Source organism: Parabacteroides sp. 20_3 (assembly GCF_964238835.1).
GTDB lineage: Bacteria > Bacteroidota > Bacteroidia > Bacteroidales > Tannerellaceae > Parabacteroides > Parabacteroides distasonis.
Window position 1 is genome coordinate 77,506 of the sequence record NZ_CAXSNO010000004.1, and the last position, 23,661, is coordinate 101,166.

At 40.9% G+C, this 23,661-nt stretch carries 21 protein-coding genes and 2 pseudogenes; 11 read left to right on the forward strand and 12 right to left on the reverse strand.

The window, feature by feature from the left end:
- Nucleotides 1-2 precede the first annotated feature (2 nt).
- From ACESPU_RS09365 to ACESPU_RS09400, 8 genes and pseudogenes are all read right to left on the reverse strand, one after another.
- Nucleotides 3-1,925 carry an N-6 DNA methylase gene (locus ACESPU_RS09365; RefSeq protein ID WP_373133323.1) on the reverse strand — a complete coding sequence of 641 codons (1,923 nt, stop codon included), beginning with the start codon at nucleotides 1,923-1,925 and terminating at the stop codon, nucleotides 3-5.
- Between the two features lie 14 nt (nucleotides 1,926-1,939).
- On the reverse strand, nucleotides 1,940-2,611 hold the full coding sequence (locus tag ACESPU_RS09370) for a GIY-YIG nuclease family protein (RefSeq protein ID WP_373133324.1): 672 nt from the start codon (nucleotides 2,609-2,611) through the stop codon (nucleotides 1,940-1,942).
- 2 nt (nucleotides 2,612-2,613) lie between these two features.
- On the reverse strand, nucleotides 2,614-2,817 hold the full coding sequence (locus ACESPU_RS09375; RefSeq protein WP_120138814.1) for a helix-turn-helix transcriptional regulator: 204 nt from the start codon (nucleotides 2,815-2,817) through the stop codon (nucleotides 2,614-2,616).
- 1,278 nt (nucleotides 2,818-4,095) lie between these two features.
- Nucleotides 4,096-4,725, reverse strand: a complete 630-nt coding sequence (locus ACESPU_RS09380; RefSeq protein WP_373133325.1) for a hypothetical protein — start codon at nucleotides 4,723-4,725, stop codon at nucleotides 4,096-4,098.
- Between the two features lie 17 nt (nucleotides 4,726-4,742).
- The gene (locus ACESPU_RS09385; protein ID WP_373133326.1) at nucleotides 4,743-5,057 is read right to left on the reverse strand and encodes a hypothetical protein; all 315 of its coding nucleotides are present in this window, start codon (nucleotides 5,055-5,057) and stop codon (nucleotides 4,743-4,745) included.
- A 10-nt stretch (nucleotides 5,058-5,067) separates the two neighbouring features.
- Nucleotides 5,068-5,313, reverse strand: a pseudogene (locus ACESPU_RS09390) (hypothetical protein); the annotation flags it as partial.
- Nucleotides 5,314-5,341: 28 nt separating this feature from the next.
- Entirely contained in the window at nucleotides 5,342-5,920 is a 579-nt protein-coding gene (locus ACESPU_RS09395; RefSeq protein ID WP_008773628.1) for a metallophosphoesterase, read from the reverse strand.
- A gap of 729 nt (nucleotides 5,921-6,649) precedes the next feature.
- On the reverse strand, nucleotides 6,650-6,835 hold the full coding sequence (locus tag ACESPU_RS09400; RefSeq protein ID WP_305953584.1) for a hypothetical protein: 186 nt from the start codon (nucleotides 6,833-6,835) through the stop codon (nucleotides 6,650-6,652).
- A 317-nt stretch (nucleotides 6,836-7,152) separates the two neighbouring features.
- Between ACESPU_RS09400 and ACESPU_RS09405 the strand changes: the two genes are divergently transcribed.
- On the forward strand, nucleotides 7,153-7,761 hold the full coding sequence (locus ACESPU_RS09405; protein WP_122378503.1) for a type 1 glutamine amidotransferase family protein: 609 nt from the start codon (nucleotides 7,153-7,155) through the stop codon (nucleotides 7,759-7,761).
- Between the two features lie 67 nt (nucleotides 7,762-7,828).
- Here ACESPU_RS09405 and ACESPU_RS09410 read toward each other — a convergent pair whose 3' ends face one another.
- Nucleotides 7,829-9,904 carry a BT4734/BF3469 family protein gene (locus ACESPU_RS09410; RefSeq protein WP_373133327.1) on the reverse strand — a complete coding sequence of 692 codons (2,076 nt, stop codon included), beginning with the start codon at nucleotides 9,902-9,904 and terminating at the stop codon, nucleotides 7,829-7,831.
- 183 nt (nucleotides 9,905-10,087) lie between these two features.
- On the reverse strand, nucleotides 10,088-10,528 hold the full coding sequence (locus ACESPU_RS09415; protein ID WP_011966740.1) for a DUF6078 family protein: 441 nt from the start codon (nucleotides 10,526-10,528) through the stop codon (nucleotides 10,088-10,090).
- A 323-nt stretch (nucleotides 10,529-10,851) separates the two neighbouring features.
- Between ACESPU_RS09415 and ACESPU_RS09420 the strand changes: the two genes are divergently transcribed.
- Together ACESPU_RS09420 and ACESPU_RS09425 are read left to right on the forward strand one after the other, a co-directional pair.
- Nucleotides 10,852-11,217, forward strand: a complete 366-nt coding sequence (locus ACESPU_RS09420) for a hypothetical protein (protein WP_005854318.1) — start codon at nucleotides 10,852-10,854, stop codon at nucleotides 11,215-11,217.
- Nucleotides 11,218-11,326: 109 nt separating this feature from the next.
- Nucleotides 11,327-12,223 (forward strand): HEPN domain-containing protein, encoded by an 897-nt coding sequence (locus tag ACESPU_RS09425; RefSeq protein WP_005864283.1) that lies wholly within the window; start codon nucleotides 11,327-11,329, stop codon nucleotides 12,221-12,223.
- Here ACESPU_RS09425 and ACESPU_RS09430 read toward each other — a convergent pair.
- Entirely contained in the window at nucleotides 12,189-13,262 is a 1,074-nt protein-coding gene (locus ACESPU_RS09430) for an alcohol dehydrogenase (protein ID WP_057326340.1), read from the reverse strand. The genes ACESPU_RS09425 and ACESPU_RS09430 overlap by 35 nt on opposite strands.
- A 173-nt stretch (nucleotides 13,263-13,435) precedes the next feature.
- On the opposite strand from ACESPU_RS09430, the gene ACESPU_RS09435 reads away from it, so the two are divergent.
- On the forward strand, nucleotides 13,436-13,978 hold the full coding sequence (locus tag ACESPU_RS09435; protein WP_048927550.1) for a flavodoxin: 543 nt from the start codon (nucleotides 13,436-13,438) through the stop codon (nucleotides 13,976-13,978).
- Between the two features lie 6 nt (nucleotides 13,979-13,984).
- Nucleotides 13,985-14,545, forward strand: a complete 561-nt coding sequence (locus tag ACESPU_RS09440) for a flavin reductase family protein (protein ID WP_121962677.1) — start codon at nucleotides 13,985-13,987, stop codon at nucleotides 14,543-14,545.
- A 95-nt stretch (nucleotides 14,546-14,640) separates the two neighbouring features.
- On the opposite strand, the gene ACESPU_RS09445 is transcribed toward ACESPU_RS09440, so the two are convergent.
- Nucleotides 14,641-15,936 carry a TIGR01777 family oxidoreductase gene (locus tag ACESPU_RS09445; RefSeq protein WP_373133328.1) on the reverse strand — a complete coding sequence of 432 codons (1,296 nt, stop codon included), beginning with the start codon at nucleotides 15,934-15,936 and terminating at the stop codon, nucleotides 14,641-14,643.
- 85 nt (nucleotides 15,937-16,021) lie between these two features.
- Between ACESPU_RS09445 and ACESPU_RS09450 the strand changes: the two genes are divergently transcribed.
- The 6 genes and pseudogenes from ACESPU_RS09450 (at nucleotide 16,022) to cas9 (ending at nucleotide 23,660) form a co-directional block, all read left to right on the forward strand.
- Complete coding sequence (locus ACESPU_RS09450) at nucleotides 16,022-16,849, forward strand: SDR family NAD(P)-dependent oxidoreductase (protein WP_373133330.1); 828 nt, start codon at nucleotides 16,022-16,024, stop codon at nucleotides 16,847-16,849.
- Nucleotides 16,850-16,863: 14 nt separating this feature from the next.
- Complete coding sequence (locus tag ACESPU_RS09455) at nucleotides 16,864-17,421, forward strand: GNAT family N-acetyltransferase (protein WP_122144971.1); 558 nt, start codon at nucleotides 16,864-16,866, stop codon at nucleotides 17,419-17,421.
- Nucleotides 17,418-17,963: a GNAT family N-acetyltransferase gene (locus tag ACESPU_RS09460; protein WP_005864267.1), complete on the forward strand. Its 546-nt coding sequence runs from the start codon at nucleotides 17,418-17,420 to the stop codon at nucleotides 17,961-17,963. The genes ACESPU_RS09455 and ACESPU_RS09460 overlap by 4 nt, the downstream gene beginning before the upstream one ends.
- A 7-nt stretch (nucleotides 17,964-17,970) precedes the next feature.
- Nucleotides 17,971-18,408 (forward strand): annotated as a pseudogene (locus ACESPU_RS09465) (GNAT family N-acetyltransferase); the annotation flags it as partial.
- On the forward strand, nucleotides 18,388-18,831 hold the full coding sequence (locus tag ACESPU_RS09470) for a GNAT family N-acetyltransferase (protein ID WP_309431177.1): 444 nt from the start codon (nucleotides 18,388-18,390) through the stop codon (nucleotides 18,829-18,831). The pseudogene ACESPU_RS09465 and the gene ACESPU_RS09470, both read left to right, overlap by 21 nt.
- A gap of 266 nt (nucleotides 18,832-19,097) precedes the next feature.
- A complete protein-coding gene (gene cas9, locus ACESPU_RS09475) occupies nucleotides 19,098-23,660 on the forward strand; it encodes a type II CRISPR RNA-guided endonuclease Cas9 (RefSeq protein WP_373133331.1) in 4,563 nt (1,520 codons plus the stop codon).
- Nucleotide 23,661 lies beyond the last annotated feature (1 nt).

Genomic DNA, 23,661 nt, shown 5'->3' on the forward strand with positions numbered 1-23,661 from the left:
GCTCATTTCAGCGTCTCCCAGTCGTTTAATATTTCCTTCATAAGCACATTTGCTTCTTCATGAAGTTTTGCCAGTTCCGCATGGATTTCATTCATACGTTCATGAAAATCCACACCGTCGTCTTCTGCTTCCGGAACACCAACGTAGGCACCCGGTGTGAGCGAATAGTTTTTTTCCTCGATTTCGTCCAAAGTGGCAATCTTACAGAGCCCGGCAATGTCGTTATACTTGCCTTTACCGAATTTTCCGGTCAGCCATTCGTGTTCTTCTATAATCGTCAGAATTTCCTCAAGCACTTTGCAGAATTTATCTCCTGCCAGCCTCATGGATTTCAGTTCACGCTTTTTCAGCCTTTCTTCCGCCAACTTGACGCAACTCTTGGTTTGCTCTATCTGTCCATTCAAGTTCTTGGATAATTCATCATAATTGTTCCACGGACTGCTAAGCCATGCCAATGAACAGTTGAACTGATTGGCAGTCTCGTCATCAAGGAAAGACACAAATGAAAGTGCTTCTTCCGAAATAGAATTTACCGCCTCGCTTATATCATGATTATATTTTTCCAATAATGCCTGATATTTATCTGTTTCTCCACGGTAAAGATGGACGATTGCCTGCAAATTGAGCAGCTGCCATTCAGTCCATTCGTTCAGTGTGCGGTCAACAACTGTATAATATTTACGAGCATCTATAAAAAGCACCTTGTCGCGGTTTTCTTCCCGTTTAGCCTTGTCGAAAAACCACAGTGAACAAGGCAAAGACAATGTGTAGAAAAAGTTGTTCCCAACACTGACCATCACATCCACATGTCCGGTCTTTACCAACTGCTCCCTGATGTCGCGGTCCTTGTTGGAACTGTCGGTAGCTGAACTTGCCATGACAAAGCCGGCACGTCCACGCTCATTAAGATAAGCGTAAAAATAATTAATCCAAAGATAATTGGCATTGCCCACCTCCTTTGTTTTGGCATTGACACCAGGCAGTCCGAAAGGAAGGCGTCCCGCACTGAAAGCCGACTCCGATTTTACCTTATCCACATTGAAAGGAGGATTAGCTATCACATAATCGCATTTGCCTGCGAGATTGAACGCATCATGATAGAACGAATTGGCTTCATCGCCAGACACAATACGTCCGTTAAGACCATGAACAGCCATATTCATCAAACAGAGCTGGGCGTTGTATTCCACTTTTTCCTGACCAAAGAATGTCATCTGCGTATTGGCGTTCATTCCTGCCGCATTTACAAAATCACCGGTCTGAACAAACATACCGCCCGAACCGCATGCAGGGTCGAGCATCACGCCTTGTTCCGGCTCCAGCACATTGACCAGCATTTTTACCAAAGACTTTGGAGTAAAGAAAACTCCATCGTCACTGGCTACAGCTTTCGCAAATTTTGAAAGAAAATATTCATATATTCGACCTATTATGTCGCCACCTATTTCATCAATTGTCTTATTATTGAAAATGCGCAGCAATTCACGGAGCAAATCATCGGCGAACATCGTATATGTCTTGGGCAATACACCTGTAAGCTGTTCGCTTTGCTCTTCCACCAATTGCATGGCGTTGTTTACGGCTTCACCCAATGAATTCACCGGCTGACCGTCCTTGTTTCTCAGTCCGGCAGAAGTGATCTTGTCCGGCAAATTGACAAGAAAATCAAACTGAGCTTCCCGAGGAAGATAAAGTGCGCTTTTTGCTTCAAAATCGCTTGGCTCAACAGGCATTACTCTTCCTCCGCGCGAAGGACGATCTTTCAATATCTCTGCTTCCACCAATTTATATCTGCTATAAGCATAACGGAGAAACAGCAAAGCCAAAACCGGCATGCAATACTGGTTACTTGTCAGTTTGCTGCCTTGTCTCAACAGGTCAGCCGATTCCCAAAGTTCTGCTTCAAGTTTTCGTATATTTATCATATATAATTTACTTTTTAATGCTGTTCCTTTTCCTTTCTCAATTCACTTAACACCTTCCCATTATAACTGAAATATTTAGGACCTTGATATGCTCCCGATGTATTCTGCTTTTCTTCTGGCAAGAAATTAGCTGTAAACGCAGAGAGGCTATACAGACGGCCATCATACTCAATTTTATCATCACTGGCAATTCTGACAGGCATTCGAAGTGGATCAAAAACAATCGTATCCCCTACATTCAAGCCAATCATATGAAACTTAAACGGAGGCTTTTGGATCTTACGTTGTTTTTCTTTAGATTCAGCCTCTATCTTCTTATCTTCATCTTTACTTTTGCTGACAACAGGCTTCCCATCAACATACACATATAGCTCGGCGTCATCTAGCAAATCTGCAATATCACGCATAATATCCAAAGCGACAGATGGAGCTATATTGAAAAACTCACGATTCTGTCTTATACGCAAATCTGTCAGACGATCAATCTGTTTATGTATCTGTCTCTCAACTTTAGCATATTTAGTTGTTTTGAGAGTTGCATAAATCTCAAAAGGTAAAGGCACAGCAGTATTATCAAGTTCTTTGCTTCTGACATCTACAGGACGTGAACTTTTACCAATCTTGACCCAATCTTCTCTAAAACTTGGGTTTGTCAATATATATACATAACCTGTTTCATTTTCCATAATTACTCGGTTCTTAATAAATCATCAACCTTTACATCCAAGCACTTAGCTATCTGAATTAACATTTCCACATTGGGCTGTGAAGTATTTGTCACCCATTTTGAAACAATTGCAGGATCTTTTCCTAACTGTTCAGAAAGCCATTTATTAGTTTTACCTTTTTCGGCAAGAATAACTTTTATACGATTCAAAAGTTTACGTTCCATAACTATTACATTACTGCCACAAATATACTATTATATTTGAACATATAATAAATTATTGATGGTATAATTCAAAAAAATGATAGAATTGACATTTTCTTGAATTATGATGAACTTTATATATTGCGTTAATAGTGGAAAATGCCTTGACTTTACTACCGTATTCATATATACGTCTATTAAAGTAAAGTCAAATAAAGGGAAAAGAGAGAATAGTTTTATTTTTCCCTTTGTTCAGTAAAACAATATTCGCGAAACTCTCTTGCATTTAGTTGACATACTTGGCGAAAAACTCACGTATTATCTCTATCTTTGTAAGTAGATAGAAAACAGGTGAACTTCAGTTGGAAAATTTAGATTTTCCACGGTTCTAATTTTATGTTGAAGAATAAACGTAGGAACAGTAAATTCAGGCTCAAAAACAACCCGTTATGGTCTAAAAAATACTTTTCTACCGTTTAAAATATAAGTTTTTGATTATCAATTATATCTACATGTTGCATCGGCAAATAACCAAATGAAAACAAAATCATAAAAAGAGAAAATATAAAGTCGTAAAATGAGTTAAATCAGTCACTTCAAAGCATTACTCCATTTTCTTTTTTCACTCGTATTTTCTCTTGTTATAATTATTTTTTCAGTTTTTTGTCCCCCATTTGCCCCTCAAGTCGCACACGGGAGACAAATTTATGTCCCTCAATGTAATTTGAAGACTTATTCCTATCAAATTAGGCAAAATCATAGACAATTATCATTTCATAAAGCTGTTTGGATCTCTTATTTGTGAATACATACAAATGTTATAATAATGATATACAGCTAAATATAAACAAAATATCTATAGATAAAGTTACTACAAATGATATTCCGTTTAGAATGTTAGAAAAATATCCTCGTTAATTATTTCAGCAACTCTAGAAGTTGTTATCAACGAACTCCAAGTTTATTGAAATTATCCTCGATATGCTAATAGAATCTTACACCATTACTCTACAACTTATTATTTCGTTATTGAATACAATTCTTGATCTCCACCTAATGAAACTGATGGAAGATATCTCATCCAATCCATCATATTAGAAAGATTTCTTATTCTTTCATCTATCGTAGGGAATTCTATTGCATCGAACAATGCCTGTTAGTTAGAATTTGATTAAGTCATATTTGAAATATCAGAATTATGCAAATTATCGGTACTATTTCGAATCAGTGCCGATAATTTGCATGTTACTGACTAACCAAACGGATTGCCAGATGTGCGTTAACATATGAAATATGACATTAGTTTACCTTCACCCTCTCCTCTTCCTGCCATTCAGCAAACGAGACAATCTCTTTGTATTGCTCAGCAGTCAGAGATGATCCACCATCTTCACTACATTCGTATTCCCACGGTAGCTCATAAACGGAGCCTTCTTCTTGATAGCCCATATAGTTATGGTATGAATAAGGAACCAACCTGACATAATCTTCTTCCTCAAGAATCTTCAGAAGCTTGTCAGCATCGTGGATTATTAATGGAACACCGGACTTATATAGAGCTGTGGCAACTTCAATGGCGAGACCGGCATTCGCAGAATAACTGTTGGAAACGACAATCACCCATCCTGACCGTTCTGTATCTGATGCAAAGATATTCAGGCGGGAAAGCCCCAGTTCTCCATAATGATCCTTGGCAAACCAGATGAAATCATCCGGACTATCAATATCGTACTGCTCATCAATTTTTGCAAACTTCATCCGATTATAATAAGCTACGTCATGCAATTCATTAGGGCCATAAGTCTGTTCAGTCTGGTTGTATTTACTGACAGGCAAATTTCTGTAGAACGACTCATACAATAATAATGGCATCCACCAGTCTGCGCAGATAGGCAAAAATACGGGTAATAGTTTCCCTGCTCCATTCATCGTTATAGTATTCATTATTATCCGAAACATACGAAGAATAATTTGAAACAACGAAACGGGTATATTTCCGGTCTGTAAACCGGATTGCTCTTCGCTCCATGTATATGGAAGCGACATGAAACCAGCGTGTTTCCATCGGGTTGAATATCACCCATCACTTCCAATCTTTTAAACTGGGACTGGAGTTCAATCAGCCTGTCCAACATATCACCCTTAACAACAATCTCCAGATGACGCACCCCGCCCAACCATTCAAAATGAGAGGTATTCAAGGCATATTCTTCAGCCAAATCGGCAAAGAACTTTCTATCTATTATCTTATTTTCGTTCATATCTTCATTCTTAGTAAATTTCAATATACTTTCCCGAATCAAACCCATTCATAAGATGCTCGTTCTGGAAAACATATCCCATCTGATTGGATAATACTTTGGTTCCACCAATCTCTGCATCAATATTCGTATGTGAATGACCGTATATCCAGACATCAATCCGGTTGTTGCTTATCAAGTCCCCATAGTCACTCGCAAAGGCACTGTTCAGCACCAAATCTTTGTGACAAGGTGCAACTACCTGAAAAGTGGGCATAGGTGCAGATCACTCATGTATTGTATTCTCATTTCTTTGATAGTTCAACCTGTTTCTCTATGATTGCCTTTACCCGTGCGAATGAAACCGGAGTGAAGTCGTTATTGTCAACTCCCACATCATACTGTGTAGAGAAAAGCATTTGAAGGCGAGGCTTATCTTTTCCGGTGTTATTCCTGCTTGTATGCACATGGCCGAAAAGCTGCCAGGTATCATCGTATGAGCCGCTATAGCAAAGGAACGGGCAATGATTCAGATAAATCTTCTGTTTATCGACCTCAATGTACATCTGCATCGTGATCAGTTCGAAATATTTTGTATAATTCTGCCTCAAGTTCTTCATGTCATGATTACCGGCTATGAGATAGATTTTCCCATTCAACCTTTTGAGTATCTTTGTCCATTCAGCAGAGCCACCAAGACAGAAGTCGCCAAGATGAAATACGATATTATCCGGACCGACCACACGGTTCCAGTTGGCAATAAGTGTTTCATTCATGTGTTCTACATCCTTGAATGGTCTGCTACAGAACCGGATGATATTGGTATGATTGAAGTGGGTATCGGATGTAAAGAACACCCCGCTTCCGTTGAATTTGTAATCCATAATCTTCTTTTTTTATGCACATCACTGCGCTGGTTAATAAAACTGAAGTTTTCAATGCCCATGGACGGAAATGACGGAGTAGAGCGCATAATGCGAACGTCACCAATGGGCAAAAACAAAGCCGTTGAAAAATTTAGTAAGGACTTTTCAACGGCTTCAATTTATCTTTTTAATAGGAATACCTGCATCTAATGTACTCCTACCTGTCTATAAAACGTTCGCTGGAAAGTGTTTTTGAATTTACCGAATGACTCAATGCCTAAAGTATGAACATACGACATACTCTCAAAGCATACTGTGCTTCGACATAATGTGTTTACTAATATGTTCACTCTATTCTGCAGCATTGTAATTTTTTTAATGTTTTTATTCAATTGTAAGTGCAAAAATACTGAATTTTCTTGAGAACCAATCAACTATTCGCTAACTTTTTGATAGCTTTATAACACTATTATTGTCAAACAGACGTGGAGAAATAGAGTACCTATAACCAAGCAACTTTTTCAAATGGTTGAAATAGAATAATTCAGTCAATCCTTCACCGACAATATGAATGACCTGTCTAGTTGCTGTATTCTTTCTAACTTTTCTCATAAGGTTACTTTTCTACTTCTACTCATTGTTTGTAAGATTTTTGAGCCTATAACGGTGTACGGCTCTATTAAACACTTACAAACCATCAAGAACTGTTTTACCTTTCAACATCTTTTCTTTCTTTTCATTAAACATCTAATATTCTGATTCTTTGGTAATACGCAAAATCTCTTGCTTATATCCTTTGCGGTCGTACTCCTCCCCTCTACACATCCAACAACTACATGGAGTTCCCGTAGTTTTATAAACCTGCGCCCATTTATCCTTTGCCAATTCAAACCAATGAGGATGCTCATAACAACTACCATCTTCACGAATAATGCAAAATTACGATAAATATTGGCAATTATATCAGATGGGGTATATTATCATAATAAACAAAGATTGAAATAAAGCAATTCCAATAAAAGCACTACCTTTGTAAACAACAAGCATTCTGTAACATCCATGCAAAAAAGTAACTGCAACAACTGCCCCCTAAGGAAAAAATACGATAAAAGTCCTCAGTCATTAATGGGACGCTTTTGGCGTTGGCACATAAACTTCTGCCCAGGTTGGAAAGGATATTTCAAATCTCTTTCGCCTGACGAGCAAAACGAGATTAGAAAGAAGTATAACTTCGATAAATACAATAAATAATGAAAAAAGAAATTCTATTCGTCTTGTTAAAAGACTTTGCCGACTGGGAAGGGGCTTATATCGCTCCAAACCTCAATGCAGGTGTTGAACCCGGAAGTGAAAGCAAATATATAGTTAAAACCGTATCTGTCAGGAAAGAGCCGGTTGTATCGATCGGAGGATTCAAGGTGCTGCCCGACTATGGAATCAATGACATTCCGGCCGATTATGCAGGGATCGTATTAATAGGTGGCATGAGCTGGTTCACCCCGGAAGCCGAAGCCATTGTTCCTCTGGTAAAAGAGGCCATCGAGAAGAAGAGGCTGGTAGCCGGAATTTGTAACGCCTCCGTCTTTCTTGGCAGGCACGGTTTCTTGAACCATGTAAATCATACCAGCAACGGATTGGATTACCTCAAACAATTCGCTGGGCCAAATTATACAGGTGAAAGTCTTTATATAAATGAACCGGCCGTCAGAGCCGGAAACATTATTACCGCCAACGGATTTGCCACTCTGGAGTTCTGTCGTGAAATACTCTATGCGCTGGAGGCAGACTCTTCCCCAAAGATAGAGAGAAGCTATCGAATGAACAAAACAGGTGTTTGGGAAGATCCAGAAGTGGGATAAATCACTTATCTAATAGTGGTAGATAATAAAACATCTACCACCAACAACTTACATCTACCACCATTTACTACTTTTCGACCACTAAATACAACCGTCCCCTACTCGCTAACTGCGTCTTAAGCCCTATCTTTTTCAAGAAACGACCAAAGACGGAGACATTGCTCATCGGAAGTTTTACGCCGCTCTTTTTTTGCAGCGATAGGTAGATCTCTCCGGCAGAGATCTTCAAACCTTCCTCCTTATGCGAAGCGGGACGATAATATTGAAAAAACAGATCCTCGAACAAAGGACGTTGTTGAAACGCCTCGTTCGCTTGCATCTGCGAGACCTCTTCCTCATGCGTCAGCCAATAACGCTCGTTATTATTCAAGGCGGCAACCGCTTGCGCATAGAGCTGGAGATAATCGATAGGCTGGGCATTGTCTATCATCCCTTTCACCTCGATACAAATGAAACGGCGGCTGCCGGAAGGATCGCCCAGCAAATCCGTATGGTTGCTCGTAGCGATAAAGGAAGCGTAACGTTTCACCGATTCCACCTGCGTAGCATGAGGCTTGCGCACATTTACGACCGGCTTCTGCAACAGATGCTTCAAGAAGCCTTGATGCCTCGCGCTCACTTGGTCGAACTCATCAATATTGATCAATCCGAAACGAGTAAGATACAGCTCGGCATCCCGCTTCTTGCTGAAATCGATGCTGTCCGTGTAATACGTATTCAAGTCCGGTGGCAACAGGTTGAAGCAGAACGTGGACTTCCCGCATCCCTGCCCGCCCACCAAGAGCGGGGAAAGGCTGTTGCCATGCTGTTTGTCACGTCCCTGCCAGTGCGCTACCATCGACAGGAACCAAGTGTAAAACAACTGTTCCCACCGTACGTTGTCGCAAGGGATGCGTGCGGCCAGCGGACGGATGCGATCCTTGCCATCCCACACGGGCAAGCGGGTCAAATAGTTCTCGATAGGCGCATAGTCCGGGATGCGATCTGAAAAGACAAAACGCCGTACATCCCTGTCCCATAGCTGCAATCCTTCTTTCTGGGCATTCAAGGCGATACTGTTCAGCACACGATCCGTCACGGGGCGATAGTCAAAACAGAACGTGTTTTTCTCCCGATACTCCGGTCCGCCGGCCATCAGATTATACCGGAAATCGTAACGACGGTTCATAAACTCCTCCATTTTCAAGCTCTGTAGCTGCTCCGGCTTGTAAAGGGACGTACTGCCAAAATCAGAATCGGAGGCTAAGCGGTAAGACTGCCTCAAGGTCTCCCGGATCTCCACTTCCGAGATCAGATTCCCCAAATAAAGCATCGTCCACTTCACACAATCCTCCTCTTCTACCCCAGCCGCGAAACAAAGTCTTCCTAGAGTGACCAACAAAGGTTTGAAATCCACCTTTATGCTCAAACTTCCATGTTCCTCCAAAGCCCGCTGCAAAGCGAATTCATATTGGATGGCAACGTAACGGTATTGGTCATAAAGCGTCTGCCCGGCACTCTCTACCGGTACCGGCACCCGTTTTTCGAACCGTTCCTGGTAGGCGCTTTCGTCGGGCATAGCCACAGGCTGCTCCAGATGAATGGAAAGAGCGTCCGGATTGTAATACACATCGGCATCATAACTGAGGCGGCAGCCCATTTCCAGCACCGGACGTTTCAGCTCGATGGGATAAGAAAGGCGAGGCTCATACGTCTTGAGCGCATGTCGGTAAGCGTGCGCATGAAAAACCTCGGCATCCGTACGCGAACGGGGAAGCGACCCGTCGGGATAGGTATAAGCCACCACGAACTTCACGCTCCGTCCGCTAGAGCCGATCATAGCGAACAGTGTCTGCGGATATTCCACTATTTTTTGTTTCAAGGACAAAGCCTCTTCTATGCTCTTCAATCGATTGATCTCCAGCAAAATCCAGCCATTATACTCCTTCAACTCGCCTTTTCGAAAAGTTCCGGCAAAGAGCAACTGAGGTAATTTCCGGGTAAACGGATACCGTTTGTCGGGATAAGCCCGCCTTAATTTCTCTCGAAAGAGCGCAAGCTTATCCCTCGTCCGCTCATCCTTTACCCATGCCACGATCTCCTCCATACGCATCGCCCGCTGCGCGACGGTATGTCGATAGGCTGTTTGCTTGGTTATTTTCATGTCTAATATATCATTTAAGAAGTTGAATAACTTATGCTTACAGTTTTTCCTATAGAAAAACAAAAGTTTTCCCCTAATAAAACTTTTGTTTCTTACTAAAGAAACTTTTGTTTCCTCTAGGAGAAACTTTTGTTTTCCCTAAGAGAAACTCTTTGTTCTCCTAAGGGAAACTCTTATCAGCTCTTATCCTTTCGTCCATCGGTAGCCACTCAGCCAAGCATCAAAGACTGGCTCATCCTTTACTCCGTACATCCGAAAGACCTGACGGATATACTGTTGGTCTTCAGGCGAGAAGGTTCTTTCCTTGCGCTTAAACTGATAAAACTTATTCTTACCGTATGTCATCAACAGACGTTGCTTGATGCGTTTCGCCTCCAGATAAGGTATCTGGTCTAATAGGTGATCCATGCCGACAGCGTATTGCACGGGAGTATCCGCCATGAAAGCCGCACACTTTCCGGTAGGACTGGTACGTGCGGGATTCACGACACTCACCGCCCAAAGCGTATCGGGGATAAAACGGATGATTTGATGCCGCAAGCAGCGGTTGGCGTTCTTACAATTTCCATTAAAACAATGTACAAAGCCTGTCGGCACCATAGCGTAATCGAGTTTTTCTATCATATCTTTTAGATTTTCAGTATTCCTCAAATATAACACTTTTTTCCTTCATGCGAAAAGAAAATTGCATGAAAATCAATAATAAATGGTAGATATTGAATAATAATTGTAGATGTTTGGAGATCTACAACCAACAGATAATACTCTCATTTACAAAAAGTATATAATAGAGTGGTAGATATTGTAGATATTTTTATAAATTCAATGTTACAGGAAACTCATAATACGTAAAAGACCGAGCCAATACAACTTCTTCATCTTTTCACTATCACATAGCAGGATATTTTATATCTTTATTGCCTGTTTATAATCATGATTGGATACATATGGACATAGATTTCGAATCATACATCCGTGGTAGTGAGCCCGACAAAAAAGAAAAGGCTTCAGCTTGGAAAACAGCCATTGGTTTACAAGCTGTAGATGGCTTGCAAACATCCGATTATTTAAAAGATACAGCTATAAAGCATTTGCGTAGCATCGGTTTTGACGTGAACAATGATCTGTTTGCCGACAACTCTTGGTACTTTCGCAATGCGCTGGTTCGTGCGAATTATAGAAATGTGCGAAAAGACGTTGAACCGGATATGAGTTTCTTGATCGCATTTTTCAGAAACTTAATGATGGGAGAAAATCATGACCCCACAACAGCCAACCGAACAAGTCGACCGAACAAGTACCGAACAAGCTAACCGAACAGTTCAGCGCACCGCTTTTAGCTATCGTAAAGGCTATCGGGACAGAACAATGTTCATTGAAAGTAAAAAGTGATTACAAACAATTTGCATAGATAAACGAAGAATGAAAACATCCATCAATTACCTTCCCGAACAGAAACGGGATGACCTCAGAAGAATTGTAGAGTGCGTACTGGAAGTACTTCCCGATTGTGAGATGATCATTCTCTACGGAAGTTATGCCCGGAATACATACGTTGACTACGACCAACGCATCGAATACGGTATCCGCACCTGTTTTATGAGCGATTATGATATTTTGGTAGTTACCAGTACCCGTTTCCAAAGATATATTATCAATCACATCTTGAGCAAGGCCACCGATAATTACTACAAAGGGAAGAACAGATACGCATCCACCACCGTACAATTTATAGACGAAAGCATCGACGACTTGAATAAAGCCATCGATAAAAACCGATATTTCTATACCGATATCAAGCGAGAAGGTATCATGCTTTACAACAGCGGCCGTTATAAGTTGGCCCGCCGTCGTAAACTGAACTATCGGGAGATAAAAGAGTTGGCGGAGGAGTATTACAACGACAGGTTTGAACGTGCGAATGATTTTTTACGAAATGCAATGTATGACAAAAACGACGAGAGATATAAAATATGTTCTTTTCATTTGCATCAAGCTTGTGAGAATTATTACAACAGCATAATCTTGACTTTTACATTGTATAGTCCCAAAGAGCATAGCCTAATAACGTTATCCGGCAGAGCCAAAACGCATTCCCTAGAGTCATCCGAAGCCTTTCCCCGGGATACGGAAGAAGAAAAACGACTTTTCGATTTGCTGCAGGACGCATACGTTCAAGCTCGTTATAATTTACACTTCCGCGTCACTAAAGAAGATATCGAGGCGCTTATACCCAAAGTAGAACGGCTCCGGGATATCACGCGACAATGTTGCGAGGAGAGAATCAAGGTGTATGCGGCAAAACAAAGACAGGTTTGATGAGATTCCCCTCAATCGCCACCTTTATAACCCCATCCAACCTGTTTTCGAAGATACGGTAAGCCTCCTCAATCTCGCTCAATGGAAACTTATGGGTAATAAGAGGCGTCGTGTCTATCTTACCTTCTTCTATTAGGTTAAGAATCTCGGCGCAATCGCAGCCATCCACCCCACCAGTCTTGAAAGTCAAGTTCTTGCCATACATGTCTGGCAAAGGAAGAAGCTGAGGTTTATCATAGAGGGCTACGATGGTGACAATGGCGTTCGGACGGGCACAATCCCATGCCAAGCGGAAGGTATCCTCACTCCCCGCGACCTCCAATACGACATCCGCACCGCCATGATCGCTGTTACGAAGAACAAATTCCTTACAGTTTTCGGGATCTGTCACCAAGACTTCCGGATAACGCTGGCGAACGAACCGGGCCCTTTCCGGAGACTTCTCGCAAACAATAATACGTCGTGGCTTCTTCAACAACACGCACAACAAAGTACAGATCCCCGTAGGACCAGCGCCAATAATGAGAACCGTATCCTCCTCTGAGATCTCCGAGATGCGGGCAGCCCAAAAACCTGTCGCTAACACATCACCGACCAGCAAAGCCTGCTCATCGCTAACCGTATCTGGGATACGATTCAAGCCTCGATCCGCATAAGGAACCCGGACATACTCCGCCTGCCCCCCATCGATACGACAGCCCAACGCCCAACCGCCATTGGGATCGGTACAATTATTGACATATCCACGCCGGCAGAAGAAACACTCTCCGCAAAAGGTCTCGACATTCACGGTCACCCTGTCACCCGGCTTGACTACAGTAACATCGGCACCCACCTTTTCCACCACACCAACCATCTCATGCCCAACGGTTATTCCGGGTACCGCACGTGGTACGCTACCGTGTTTGATATGAAGATCGCTAGAACAGATACTACCCAAAGTCACACGTACGATAGCGTCCCATGAATCCTGTATTTCCGGTATCGGTTTCTCCCGCAATTCAAATTTCCCTTGTTCAATATAAGTGTACGCAAGCATGATATTTTCTTCTTTTAGTTAATCGCCTTACAAAGATAAGGATCGTATCGCCAAAAATATCAGATATATCAGTAATTTGGGTACAAACTGTTTCATTTTTCTCTCCTATCTTTATCGCCATAAATACATAGCATTCTCGTAATGAATATAAAAACAACAAAAATTCAAGAAGTATGAAACGAATCGTATTATTCATGGTCATGGTCTCAATGGTATGTATCGCCTCTTATGCGCAAAAGGCTGCCGAAGGGACAAAAGTTTTAGTAGCTTACTTCTCGGCAACGGGAAATACTGAAAAAGCGGCCCAACAAGTCGCATCTATTGTCAGCGGTGATCTTCACAAGATCCAACCTGAGAAAAGCTATACCTCCGCCGATCTGAACTGGCGGGATAAATCCTCACGCAGCAGCGTAGAGATGGACGATCCTACATCACGACCGGCCATTATCGATGATTTGAAGAACCTAGCGGAGTATGACACCGTTTACCTAGGATTTCCCATCTGGTGGAATCAAGCCCCAAGACTCATCAACACCTTTTTGGAGAAATACGATCTCTCGGGTAAAACCGTTATCCCATTCGCCACATCAGGCAGTAGCAGTATCTCGAACGCAGAGAGTGAATTGCGGAAAGCCTATCCGGATGTGAACTGGCAAAAAGGGAAGTTGATGAACGGAGCGACAGAAGAAGATATCAAGAATTGGACTAAAAAATAAATGATTATGAGAAAGAATTTTGGAGCGAAGCCTTTGAGCTATCCGCAACCCGTATTTATTATCGCCACGTATGGAGAAGATGGAACTCCCGACGCGATGAACGCCGCTTGGGGCGGTATCAGTGAGATGAATGAGATCAGCATGTGTCTTAGCGCCGGTCACAAGACTGTTAAGAATATCCTGAAGCGTGGAGCTTTCACGGTAAGCATGGCAGATGCCGATCATGTCGTAGCTTGTGATTATGTAGGTATCGTGTCAGGCAATAAAGTTACCGACAAGTTTGCCAAAGCAGGATTTCACGCTACAAAATCAGACTTCGTAGATGCTCCGTTGATCGACGAATTGGCCGTGGCTATCGAATGTAAATTGAAAGATTACGATCCGGATACTTGCATACTCCGTGGCGAGATCGTAAATGTCAGTGTTGACGAGCGTGTACTTGATGAGAACGGCAAGGTGAATGTAGCTAAAGCCGCTCCCATCATCTTTGATCCATTCAACAACGACTATTTGAGAGTGGGCGAAAAGGTAGGAAATGCCTTTTCCGATGGAAAACAATTGAAATAAATGACAGGGTAATAGCAATTAGTATCTATAGAAAACGCAATTAGTATTGATAGTAACCTAGATTACCATCAATACTAATTTTGGAAACTATGTAATCAAATTCTGTTATAAACCAATTTAGAGATATCATATCCTCGTTTCAGTATCTTGCCGAGCAAATCTTCCATAACCGCTTCCGGCAAGGATTTCTCACGACTCAAAATCCAGAGATACTTGTCAGAACTGCTTCCTACCACAACATATTGATAATGTTCGTCGAGTTCGAAGATATAATAATCTGAATAGAACCATAAAAAGAAAGCGACTTTCAATTTACCCGGACTATTTTCTGGTTCCGGCTGTTTCGCCCGGCCTACTGCTTTTTTATGGATTCCATCTTTAAACCCCTCGTTTTCCACACGGATTCTTCCATCCGATCGCAATGTATAAGTAGCCGTAACATCCGTCATACCTTTCTCGAAATGATTCTCGTAACGGGCGATCTCATACCACCTTCCCATATACCGGCGGACATCCAGTGCCTGCACGGTACGATGATCTGTTATATTCATAAGCTTTTCTATTGTCGGATAATCATACGTAAAACCAGACTCCAATAATTTCGTGGGATGAACTGTTTGCCCCTTCGTTACAAACGAAGCCCCTTCACCGAACATCAGTCGGAAAATGAATGTAGGCAAAGGCATAACCCAACGGATTCCATCTGCTCTCGCCAGCGCATATGCCAGTTGCTTTTGGGTGATACATTGCGGAGAGACAAGATTGACCACTCCTCTCAACGTACTATTTTGTATCATAAAATCAAAAGAGCGGCACAAATCATGCACGCTAACCCACGGAAAACTCTGTTGGCCATCGCCTATCACCACACCTATCCGGGAGAGACGTTGCAAATGAAGCATCTGTCTCAATGCCCCGCCATCCTCCGAGAGTACGACCCCGAACCGGGCAATCACAAGCCGCACATCCGGCAAACACGCATGCGCCTCTTTTTCCCATGCGCCACATAACCGGGCCAAGAAACCCTCACCTTGCCGATTGTTATATTCATCATATTCTCCGGATGTGGGATAATAACCTACGGCAGAAGTTGATATAAACAACTTAGGGAGAATATCCCGGGTATTTATGGCATTTACCAACTGATGGGTTGTCCGGATTCTACTATCATATAATTCTTGTTTATACGCTTTTGTCCAGCGCTTATTAATGGAAACACCCGCCAGATTAATGACCACGTCACACGATTCCACACGATGGCATAGCTCATCGAAATTCTCATCCTTGAACAGGTTCCTTCCTAAAGGAACTACCTCATCACCCTTCTCCGTGAAAAAAAGAGTAAGATGCTGGCCTATGTATCCACTCGCACCGCTGATCGCTATTTTCATGATTCTAAATGAGCTTTACTTTATAAACAAGCACACAACCTATTTAGTTAAACACTATATTTGTTCTTTCAACTAATAATGGATCATGGCAGACAACTATTTGGAAAAAAAATACGAGCAATATCAAGCCCGGAAAACCTCCGGGACAAGAACCAGTCACAATACGAAGACACTCCATAAAACAAGAAGAGTCTTCATTACCGGTGGGGCCGAGGGGATTGGAAAAGCCATCGTGAGAACGTTCAGGGGAGCCGGCCATCGAGTAGCGTTCTGTGATAAAAACGAAGCATCAGGAAAAGAGACCGCGTTACAAACCGGAACTCAATTCTTTCCCGTGGACGTTAGCGATAAGACCGCATTGGAGAATTGCCTGCAAAAGATCATCGAGGAATGGGGCGATATCGATATCATCATCAATAATGCGGGTATCAGCCAGTTCTCATCCATCACGGAAACGAGTGTAGAGGATTTTGATAAGATATTATCCATAAACCTACGTCCTGCGTTCATCACTTCCCGGCGATTAGCGCTCCATCGGCAATCTCTCGATACCCCCAATCCATACGGCAGGATTATCAACATCTGCTCTACCCGTTACTTGATGAGTGAACCCGGTAGCGAGGGTTACGCCGCCTCTAAAGGAGGTATCTATTCTTTGACGCATGCGTTGGCCTTATCGCTCTCGGAATGGCATATCACGGTAAACTCTATCGCTCCCGGTTGGATACAGAATAACAATTACGACCAGCTTCGTCCGGAGGATCATGCTCAACATCCGTCCGGAAGGGTGGGAAAGCCGGAGGATATCGCCCGTATGTGCTTATTTCTCTGTCAAGAGGAAAACGATTTCATTAATGGCGAGAATATTACGATTGACGGTGGGATGACCAAGAAAATGATTTATCTCGACTAAATAAACATCCGTATATGACACAAACATCGAACATAGAAACCAACCGTCTTGTGCTCCGTCCTTTCAGCGAAAGCGATGCTCCTGATGTTTTTGAGAGCTGTAAGAATCCAAACCTAGGCAATAACGCAGGATGGAAACCTCTCGAAACGATCGAAGAGACTATTGATGTACTAAATACCATATTTATCGGAAAAGAAGGGGTTTGGGCTATCGTATCAAAAGAGACTCAACAAGTCATTGGCTCCATTGGCATCATTCCTGATCCCAAAAGAGAAAACCCACATGCTCGCATGCTGGGTTATTGGCTAAAAGAAGAGTGTTGGGGACAAGGCTTCATGACAGAAGCAGTGCAATCCGTATTGAATTATGGGTTCACTCAAATGAATTTACATTTGATCACGGCGAATTGTTATCCTCACAATCAACGCTCACAACGTGTATTAGAGAAGAATGGATTCGTATACGAAGGACGGCTTCATCAAGCAGAGCTAATGCATACTGGACAAATAGAGGATCATTTGTGCTATTATCTTGACCATCATTCCTTTTCAAACAAAAACAATAGTTTATGATAGTAGTAACAAAAGATTTATATACGCTCAGGAGTTGGGAAGGTCAAGATACGGAATCCTTAACCTTGCACCTTAATAACAAGAAGATCTGGGATAACTGTCGGGATGGATTGCCTCATCCTTATACAAAAGAAAATGCCCGCTGCTTCATCAGCCAAGCACGAGAAAAAACTGAAATATCGGATTTCTGCATTGTGGTTCATGGTGAGGCAATCGGCAATATAGGTTTTGTGAGAGGAACGGATGTGGAACGTTTCAATGCGGAAGTTGGTTATTGGATCAGTGAGAGATATTGGAACCAAGGGATTACCTCTGAAGCGTTAGCCGATGCGATCCAGTATTATTTTGAGCATACGGAGGTTATTCGTATATTCGCCACGGTGTATGAATATAATCTGGCATCCATGCGGGTATTAGAGAAAGTGGGATTCAAGAAGACTGGCATCTTCCGAAAAGCTTGTTACAAAAACGGGCGATTCATCGATGCGCATCATTTTGAGATCGTAGCGGATGAGAAATTAGTTGGGAACAAAGACTTATAATCCATTTATGCAAATAAGACAATTACAGGTAAACGAATACGATAGGGCATTAACCTTGTCTTTGGACGTGTTCATCCAATGTGGCAAGAATGACTTCGACGAAGAGGGATTGGAAACCTTCAAGAGTTTCATTTACAATAAGGATCTGGTAAATGAGCTAACCATTTACGGAGCATTCGAGGGTGAGTCATTAATAGGTCTAATCGCTACAAAAAATGAAGGAAAGCATATTTCCTTATTCTTCATCACGCCTATGTATCATGGAAAAGGTATCGGCAAACGATTATTCGAGGCCGCTATCCAAGATAAGCCAGTCTCGGAAATGACAGTCAATTCCTCTTCCTATGCAATCCCAATCTACCGGAAATTCGGGTTCGAACCAATCTGCGAAGAACAAACTACACATGGGATGAAGTACACCCCGATGAGGCGAACGATAACCCGTCCCTCCTTCGAGGACTTCAATGAGCTTCTTCTGCTTTGGGAAGCGTCCGTACGTAGTACCCATCATTTCCTAAAAGAAGAGGATATCTTATTTTATAAAGAACTTGTTCCCGGATATTTCCCATTGGTAGAACTTTATATCATCCGAAATGAGCGAGGAAAGATCGCCGCCTTCATGGGCTTAAGCGATGAGCTTATCGAGATGCTTTTCGTACATCCGGAAGAGCAAGGCAAAGGATTAGGTAAACGACTTATCCAATTCGCCTTGCAAGAGACACCCATCCGAAAAGTCGACGTAAATGAGCAAAACACAACCGCACTTCATTTCTATCAGCATCTGGGATTCCAAGTGATAGGAAGAGACGAGACAGATTCCTCCAACAAGCCATTCCCGATACTTCATCTTCAAGCTACACTTCCTTAAAAATTTAAGGTAATCGTGTAGCCTATCATGACTATATGCGTAGCCTAACGAAGGCATTCTTATCAAAAAACAGGACTAGTTACACATAAAAAAAGCCCACCGATAAAGGACGATGGGCTAGAACCTAAATGTTTTCACAACGGAATAATCCTTATTGTGATTTGCTTCAAATTAGTATAGCAAAGAAATAAAGAATATATTTATAAAGCAAGTATTTCTTGATAATTTATTTTATCTTTGAAAAAATCGTTAACACAATACTAGTCATGAAAAAAATAGTAGGATTAGATTTAGGTACAAATAGTATAGGATGGGCATTAATCAATGCTTATATAGATGAATATAATAAAGAACACTTATATGGTATAGAAGCTTGTGGCAGTCGTATTATACCTATGGACGCAGCCATCTTAGGAAATTTCGATAAGGGAAATTCTATCTCACAAACTGCGGATCGAACAAGCTATCGTGGTATACGTAGATTGCGTGAACGCCATCTATTAAGACGTGAGCGCCTGCATAGAATTCTCGATTTACTCGGCTTTTTACCAAAGCATTATTCTGATTCTCTCAATCGCTATGGCAAATTCTTAAATGACATAGAATGTAAATTACCTTGGGTAAAAGACGAAACAGGTTCTTACAAATTTATCTTTCAGGAATCGTTCAAAGAGATGTTGGCCGATTTCACCGAACATCACCCCAAACTTATCGCAAACAACAAAAAAGTACCCTACGATTGGACGATCTATTACCTTAGAAAGAAAGCTTTAACACAAAAAATATCAAAAGAGGAACTCGCTTGGATTCTTTTGAACTTTAATCAGAAACGAGGATACTATCAACTTCGAGGTGAAGAGGAGGAAACTCCAAATAAACTAGTAGAATATTATTCATTGAAAGTAGAAAAAGTCGAAGACTCGGGAGAGAGAAAAGGCAAGGACACCTGGTATAACGTACATTTGGAGAATGGGATGATTTACCGGCGCACAAGTAATATACCATTGGATTGGGAAGGTAAAACTAAAGAATTTATAGTCACCACTGATCTAGAGGCTGATGGTAGTCCTAAGAAAGATAAGGAAGGAAATATAAAGCGTTCTTTCCGTGCGCCAAAAGATGATGATTGGACATTAATAAAAAAGAAGACGGAAGCAGATATCGACAAGATCAAGATGACTGTCGGCGCTTATATTTATGATACACTTCTGCAAAAACCAGACCAGAAAATACGTGGGAAGCTAGTACGTACTATCGAACGTAAATACTATAAAAACGAACTCTATCAAATACTAAAGACCCAAAGTGAATTTCATGAGGAATTACGAGATAAACAGTTATATATCGCTTGCCTTAATGAGCTTTATCCCAATAACGAACCACGTAGGAATAGTATTTCCACACGAGATTTCTGTCATTTATTTATAGAAGATATCATTTTCTATCAACGTCCACTGAAGAGCAAGAAATCATTGATCGACAATTGTCCCTATGAGGAAAATAGGTATATTGATAAAGAGAGTGGAGAAATCAAACATGCATCCATTAAATGTATAGCCAAGTCTCATCCTCTCTATCAAGAATTTCGCCTTTGGCAATTTATTGTAAACCTACGTATCTACAGGAAGGAAACGGATGTTGACGTAACACAAGAATTACTCCCTACCGAGGCTGATTATGTCACTTTATTTGAGTGGCTGAATGAAAAGAAAGAAATCGATCAAAAAGCCTTTTTTAAATACCCGCCATTCGGCTTTAAGAAAACAACTTCAAACTATCGTTGGAATTATGTGGAAGATAAACCTTATCCCTGTAATGAAACCCATGCACAAATAATAACTCGTTTAGGAAAAGCGCATATCCCAAAAGCTTTTCTTTCTAAGGAAAAGGAAGAGACATTATGGCATATATTATATTCCATAGAAGATAAACAAGAAATAGAAAAAGCCTTACACTCTTTTGCCAATAAGAATAACCTAAGCGAAGAGTTTATTGAACAATTCAAGAATTTCCCTCCTTTCAAGAAGGAATATGGCTCTTACTCGGCTAAGGCGATAAAGAAATTGCTTCCATTGATGCGAATGGGTAAATATTGGAGTATCGAAAACATAGATAATGGGACAAGAATACGAATTAATAAAATTATAGATGGAGAGTATGACGAGAACATTCGTGAGAGAGTTAGACAAAAAGCTATTAACCTAACTGATATTACCCATTTTCGAGCTTTGCCTTTATGGTTAGCTTGTTATCTAGTTTACGATCGTCACTCCGAAGTCAAGGATATAGTTAAATGGAAGACTCCCAAGGATATAGATCTCTATTTAAAATCGTTTAAACAACATTCGTTACGCAACCCAATCGTGGAGCAAGTGATAACGGAAACCTTGCGTACCGTACGAGATATTTGGCAACAAGTAGGCCATATCGATGAGATACATATTGAATTAGGACGGGAAATGAAAAATCCGGCGGACAAGCGTGCCCGGATGTCACAACAAATGATAAAGAACGAGAATACCAATTTACGCATAAAAGCACTATTGACTGAATTTTTGAATCCGGAATTTGGAATAGAGAATGTACGTCCATATTCCCCCAGCCAGCAGGATTTATTGCGTATTTATGAAGAAGGCGTACTAAATAGTATATTAAAATTACCGGAAGATATAGGAATTATATTAGGAAAATTCAACCAAACAGATACTCTAAAACGTCCAACACGCTCGGAAATACTACGTTACAAACTATGGTTGGAGCAAAAATATCGTTCACCTTATACAGGCGAAATGATACCATTAAGTAAATTATTCACTCCTGCTTATGAAATAGAGCATATTATTCCTCAATCACGTTATTTCGATGATTCACTTAGCAACAAGGTGATCTGTGAATCTGAGATAAATAAATTGAAGGATAGGAGCCTCGGCTATGAGTTTATTAAAAACCATCATGGAGAAAAGGTGGAATTAGCTTTTGACAAGCCTGTTGAGGTACTTTCCGTGGAAGCCTATGAAAAACTTGTGCATGAATCTTATTCACATAACAGAAGTAAAATGAAAAAGTTACTCATGGAAGATATTCCAGATCAATTTATAGAACGGCAACTCAACGACAGCCGCTATATTAGTAAAGTAGTAAAATCTCTGCTTTCTAATATAGTGCGTGAAGAAAACGAGCAAGAGGCTATCTCCAAGAATGTCATTCCTTGTACAGGAGGTATTACCGATCGATTAAAAAAGGATTGGGGCATCAACGATGTTTGGAATAAGATTGTACTTCCTCGTTTCATTCGGTTGAATGAACTGACTGAAAGTACCCGTTTCACTTCTATCAATACCAATAATACAATGATCCCCTCCATGCCCTTAGAGTTACAAAAGGGATTCAATAAAAAACGTATTGATCACCGCCATCATGCGATGGATGCCATTATCATTGCATGCGCAAATCGTAACATCGTGAACTATCTCAATAATGTGTCGGCTAGTAAAAACACAAAGATAACACGGCGAGATTTGCAAACCCTATTATGTCACAAGGACAAGACTGATAATAACGGTAATTACAAATGGGTTATTGACAAGCCTTGGGAAACATTCACTCAAGATACATTGACAGCTTTGCAGAAAATAACGGTTAGCTTTAAGCAAAATTTGCGTGTGATCAACAAGACAACAAACCACTATCAGCATTATGAAAATGGAAAGAAGATAGTCTCCAACCAATCAAAAGGGGATAGTTGGGCTATCCGTAAATCAATGCATAAGGAAACGGTTCACGGAGAAGTAAATTTGCGTATGATAAAAACCGTATCACTTAATGAGGCCTTAAAGAAACCACAGGCAATAGTAGAAATGGACTTGAAGAAGAAAATACTCGCTATGCTCGAGTTAGGCTATGACACTAAAAGAATAAAGAACTATTTCGAGGAAAATAAAGATACTTGGCAAGATATTAATCCATCAAAAATCAAAGTCTATTACTTTACAAAAGAGACGAAAGACCGCTATTTTGCGGTGCGGAAGCCTATAGATACTAGTTTCGACAAAAAGAAGATAAAGGAAAGCATTACAGATACAGGTATCCAACAAATTATGCTTCGACATTTGGAAACTAAAGACAATGATCCCACATTGGCATTCTCTCCAGATGGTATTGATGAAATGAACCGTAATATTCTTATATTGAATAAAGGAAAAAAGCATCAGCCCATTTATAAAGTGCGTGTCTACGAAAAAGCTGAAAAGTTTACTGTAGGACAAAAAGGGAATAAGCGAACTAAATTTGTAGAGGCAGCAAAAGGAACCAACCTGTTCTTTGCTATCTATGAAACAGAAGAGATTGATAAGGATACGAAAAAAGTAATCCGTAAAAGAAGTTATAGCACGATTCCCTTAAATGTAGTGATCGAACGCCAAAAGCAGGGACTTTCCTCGGCTCCTGAAGATGAGAATGGTAATCTACCTAAATATATACTCTCTCCTAATGATCTGGTATATGTACCGACACAGGAGGAGATTAATAAGGGGGAAGTCGTAATGCCGATAGATAGGGATCGAATATACAAAATGGTTGACTCAAGTGGCATTACCGCTAATTTCATCCCAGCTTCAACAGCCAATTTGATTTTTGCTTTACCTAAAGCTACTGCAGAAATCTATTGTAATGGTGAAAATTGCATTCAGAATGAATATGGTATTGGTAGTCTTCAATCTAAAAATCAAAAAGCTATAACAGGTGAAATGGTTAAAGAAATATGTTTTCCCATTAAAGTTGATAGATTAGGAAATATAATTCAAGTAGGTTTATGTATACTAACTAATTAGA

What these genes read in the sequence shown, in the direction of transcription:
- ACESPU_RS09365 (WP_373133323.1), bottom strand. Translation starts at nt 1,925, where the DNA reads ATGATAAATATACGAAAACTTGAAGCAGAACTTTGGGAATCGGCTGAC.
- ACESPU_RS09370 (WP_373133324.1), bottom strand. Translation starts at nt 2,611, where the DNA reads ATGGAAAATGAAACAGGTTATGTATATATATTGACAAACCCAAGTTTT.
- ACESPU_RS09375 (WP_120138814.1), bottom strand. Translation starts at nt 2,817, where the DNA reads ATGGAACGTAAACTTTTGAATCGTATAAAAGTTATTCTTGCCGAAAAA.
- ACESPU_RS09380 (WP_373133325.1), bottom strand. Translation starts at nt 4,725, where the DNA reads ATGAATGGAGCAGGGAAACTATTACCCGTATTTTTGCCTATCTGCGCA.
- ACESPU_RS09385 (WP_373133326.1), bottom strand. Translation starts at nt 5,057, where the DNA reads ATGAACGAAAATAAGATAATAGATAGAAAGTTCTTTGCCGATTTGGCT.
- ACESPU_RS09395 (WP_008773628.1), bottom strand. Translation starts at nt 5,920, where the DNA reads ATGGATTACAAATTCAACGGAAGCGGGGTGTTCTTTACATCCGATACC.
- ACESPU_RS09405 (WP_122378503.1), top strand. Translation starts at nt 7,153, where the DNA reads ATGAAAAAAGAAATTCTATTCGTCTTGTTAAAAGACTTTGCCGACTGG.
- ACESPU_RS09410 (WP_373133327.1), bottom strand. Translation starts at nt 9,904, where the DNA reads ATGAAAATAACCAAGCAAACAGCCTATCGACATACCGTCGCGCAGCGG.
- ACESPU_RS09415 (WP_011966740.1), bottom strand. Translation starts at nt 10,528, where the DNA reads ATGATAGAAAAACTCGATTACGCTATGGTGCCGACAGGCTTTGTACAT.
- ACESPU_RS09420 (WP_005854318.1), top strand. Translation starts at nt 10,852, where the DNA reads ATGGACATAGATTTCGAATCATACATCCGTGGTAGTGAGCCCGACAAA.
- ACESPU_RS09425 (WP_005864283.1), top strand. Translation starts at nt 11,327, where the DNA reads ATGAAAACATCCATCAATTACCTTCCCGAACAGAAACGGGATGACCTC.
- ACESPU_RS09430 (WP_057326340.1), bottom strand. Translation starts at nt 13,262, where the DNA reads ATGCTTGCGTACACTTATATTGAACAAGGGAAATTTGAATTGCGGGAG.
- ACESPU_RS09435 (WP_048927550.1), top strand. Translation starts at nt 13,436, where the DNA reads ATGAAACGAATCGTATTATTCATGGTCATGGTCTCAATGGTATGTATC.
- ACESPU_RS09440 (WP_121962677.1), top strand. Translation starts at nt 13,985, where the DNA reads ATGAGAAAGAATTTTGGAGCGAAGCCTTTGAGCTATCCGCAACCCGTA.
- ACESPU_RS09445 (WP_373133328.1), bottom strand. Translation starts at nt 15,936, where the DNA reads ATGAAAATAGCGATCAGCGGTGCGAGTGGATACATAGGCCAGCATCTT.
- ACESPU_RS09450 (WP_373133330.1), top strand. Translation starts at nt 16,022, where the DNA reads ATGGCAGACAACTATTTGGAAAAAAAATACGAGCAATATCAAGCCCGG.
- ACESPU_RS09455 (WP_122144971.1), top strand. Translation starts at nt 16,864, where the DNA reads ATGACACAAACATCGAACATAGAAACCAACCGTCTTGTGCTCCGTCCT.
- ACESPU_RS09460 (WP_005864267.1), top strand. Translation starts at nt 17,418, where the DNA reads ATGATAGTAGTAACAAAAGATTTATATACGCTCAGGAGTTGGGAAGGT.
- ACESPU_RS09470 (WP_309431177.1), top strand. Translation starts at nt 18,388, where the DNA reads ATGAGGCGAACGATAACCCGTCCCTCCTTCGAGGACTTCAATGAGCTT.
- cas9 (WP_373133331.1), top strand. Translation starts at nt 19,098, where the DNA reads ATGAAAAAAATAGTAGGATTAGATTTAGGTACAAATAGTATAGGATGG.